General features: G+C 66.2%; 2 protein-coding genes. Both read left to right on the top strand.

The features are described from left to right. Positions 1-2: 2 nt before the first annotated feature. Entirely contained in the window at positions 3-2,798 is a 2,796-nt protein-coding gene (locus tag I6F16_RS37320; RefSeq protein ID WP_225174750.1) for a hybrid sensor histidine kinase/response regulator, read from the top strand. 32 nt (positions 2,799-2,830) lie between these two features. After that, the coding region (locus I6F16_RS37315; protein WP_109146024.1) for a chemotaxis protein CheW at positions 2,831-3,278 on the top strand (448 nt) is incomplete at its 3' end.

Raw genomic sequence — 3,278 nt, 5'->3', positions numbered from 1 at the left:
TCATGGATGATCTGTTGCGGGAGTTTCTGACGGAGACCAGCGAGAGCCTGGACACCGTGGACAATCAGCTGGTGAAGTTCGAGCAGGAGCCGAACAACGCCAAGATCCTGGATAACATCTTCCGCCTGGTCCACACCATCAAGGGCACCTGCGGCTTCCTCGGCCTGCCACGGCTGGAAGCGCTGGCGCATGCCGGCGAGACCCTGATGGGCAAATTCCGTGACGGCATGCCTGTGACCGCCGAGGCGGTGACGGTGATCCTGTCCTCGATCGACCGCATCAAGGAGATTTTGGCTGGCTTGGAGGCGACCGAGGCCGAGCCTGAGGGGAACGACCGCGATCTCATCGACAAGCTGGAAGCAATGGTCGAGCAGGGCATGGCGGCCATGTCAGGCTCGGCGGAGCCGATGCCGACAGCCGGCACTGCTGCTCCCGTTGCCGATGCGCCGCCGCTGGTGCCGGAAGCGCCCGCCGCTGCAGCCGCCCCCGCCAAGGAGATGACCATGGGCACGCTGGTCGATCAGACCCTGGAGCGCCCGCTGCGTCCGGGCGAGGTCTCGCTCGACGAGCTCGAGCGCGCCTTCCGCGAGACCGCGATCGAAGCGCCGGTGCCCGCGCCCGTGGCCAAGGCTGAGGTTAAGGCCGAGCCGGCTGCTGAAGCCGCAAAGCCCGCCAAGGAAAAGGCCGCGCCGAAGAAGTCGATGGCCGACGAGATGGCGGGCGAGGGCGACCGCATCGCCAACCAGTCGATCCGCGTCAACGTGGATACGCTGGAGCACCTGATGACCATGGTCTCCGAGCTGGTCCTGACCCGCAACCAGCTCTTGGAGATCTCCCGCCGCAACGAGGACACCGAGTTCAAGGTGCCGCTGCAGCGCCTCTCCAACGTCACCGCCGAGCTGCAGGAAGGCGTCATGAAGACGCGCATGCAGCCGATCGGCAATGCCTGGCAGAAGCTGCCCCGCATCGTCCGCGACCTCTCATCCGAACTCGGCAAGCAGATCGAGCTCGAGATGCACGGCGCCGACACCGAGCTCGACCGCCAGGTGCTCGATCTGATCAAGGACCCGCTCACCCACATGGTGCGCAACTCCGCCGATCATGGCCTCGAGACCCCCGCCGAGCGCCTCGCCAGCGGCAAGGGCGAGCAGGGCACCATTCGCCTGTCCGCCTATCACGAGGGCGGCCACATCATCATCTGCATCGCCGACAACGGCCGCGGCCTCAACACCGAGAAGATCAAGGCCAAGGCGCTCTCGTCCGGTCTCGTCACCGAGGCCGAGCTCGAGAAGATGAGCGAAGCCCAGATCCACAAGTTCATCTTCGCGCCGGGCTTCTCCACTGCCGCTGCCATCACCTCGGTCTCGGGCCGCGGCGTCGGCATGGACGTGGTCCGCACCAATATCGACCAGATCGGCGGCACCATCGACATCAAGAGCGTGGCCGGCGAAGGAAGCTCCGTCACCATCAAGATCCCGCTGACGCTCGCCATCGTCTCGGCGCTGATCGTCGAAGCCGCCGGCGACCGCTTTGCGATCCCGCAGCTCTCGGTGGTGGAATTGGTCCGTGCCCGCGCCAACTCCGAGCACCGCATCGAGCGCATCAAGGACACCGCGGTGCTCAGGTTGCGCAACAAGCTGCTGCCGCTGATCCATCTGAAGAAGCTCCTGAAGATCGACGACGGCGCGGCCTCCGATCCCGAGAACGGCTTCATCGTGGTGACGCAAGTCGGCAGCCAGACCTTTGGCATCGTCGTCGATGGCGTGTTCCACACCGAAGAAATCGTGGTCAAGCCGATGTCGACAAAACTGCGTCACATCGACATGTTCTCCGGCAACACCATTCTGGGTGATGGCGCGGTCATCATGATCATCGATCCCAACGGCATCGCCAAGGCGCTCGGCGCCGCCGGCTCCTCGGCCCATGGCATGGGTGACGAAGCGGCCGGCCATCACATCGGAAGTGGCGAGCAGACCACCTCGCTCTTGGTGTTCCGCGCCGGCTCGTCGCAGCCCAAGGCGGTTCCGCTCGGCCTCGTCACGCGCCTGGAAGAGCTGCCCGCCGACAAGATCGAGTTCTCGAACGGCCGCTACATGGTGCAGTACCGCGAGCAGCTGATGCCGCTGGTGGCCATGGAAGGCGTCACCATTGCTTCCCAGGGCGCCCAGCCGATCCTGGTGTTCGCCGACGACGGCCGCTCCATGGGCCTCGTCGTCGACGAGATCATCGACATCGTCGAGGAACGCCTCAACATCGAGGTCGGCGGCTCCTCCTCCGGCGTTCTCGGCTCGGCCGTGATCAAGGGCCAGGCCACCGAGGTGATCGACGTCGGCCACTTCCTGCCGATGGCGTTCGCCGACTGGTTCACCCGCAAGGAGATGAAGCCGTCGCTGCATTCGCAGTCGGTGCTGCTGGTCGACGACTCGGCCTTCTTCCGCAACATGCTGGCGCCGGTGCTGAAGGCCGCCGGCTACCGCGTCCGCACCGCGCCGACCGCGCAGGAGGGCCTCGCGGCACTGCGCGCCCAAAGCTTCGACGTGATCCTGACCGACATCGAGATGCCCGACATGAACGGGTTCGAGTTCGCGGAAGTCGTCCGCTCCGACAACAACCTCGCTGCGACGCCGATCATCGGCCTCTCGGCGCTGGTGTCGCCGGCGGCGATCGAACGCGGCCGTCAGGCCGGCTTCCACGATTACGTCGCCAAGTTCGACCGTCCCGGCCTGATCGCGGCGCTGAAGGAGCAGACCGCGGGTGCCGCCGGCGCCTCCGAGCTGAGCCGGGCGGCCGCGGCTTAAACCTTGAGCGGCATGGACCAGGAGACCCTGAAATGAGCAAGAAGACCCAGTCCAGCGAAGGCGCCATGGTCGAGTACGTCACCGCGATGATCGGTGGCCAGCTGTTCGGCCTGCCGATCTCCCGCGTCCAGGACGTGTTCATGCCCGAGCGCGTCACCCGCGTGCCGCTGGCCTCGCGTGAGATCGCAGGCGTTTTGAACCTGCGCGGCCGCATCGTCACCGTGGTCGACATGCGCTCGCGCCTCGGCCTGCCCAAGGACGAGGACGGCAAGACCGCGATGGCGGTCGGCGTCGACCTGCGCGGCGAATCCTATGGCCTCCTGATCGACCAGATCGGCGAGGTGCTGCGCCTGCCCGAGGACGGTAAGGAAGAAAACCCCGTCAACCTCGACCCCCGCATGGCCAAGCTCGCCGGCGGCGTCCACCGCCTCGACGGACAGCTCATGGTCGTCCTCGACGTCGACCGCGTCCTCGAGCTCG

Source organism: Bradyrhizobium sp. IC4060, assembly GCF_020193715.1.
GTDB lineage: Bacteria > Pseudomonadota > Alphaproteobacteria > Rhizobiales > Xanthobacteraceae > Bradyrhizobium > Bradyrhizobium yuanmingense.
Note: the sequence above shows the minus strand (reverse complement) of the source record. Positions and strands in the feature narration are given on the sequence as shown.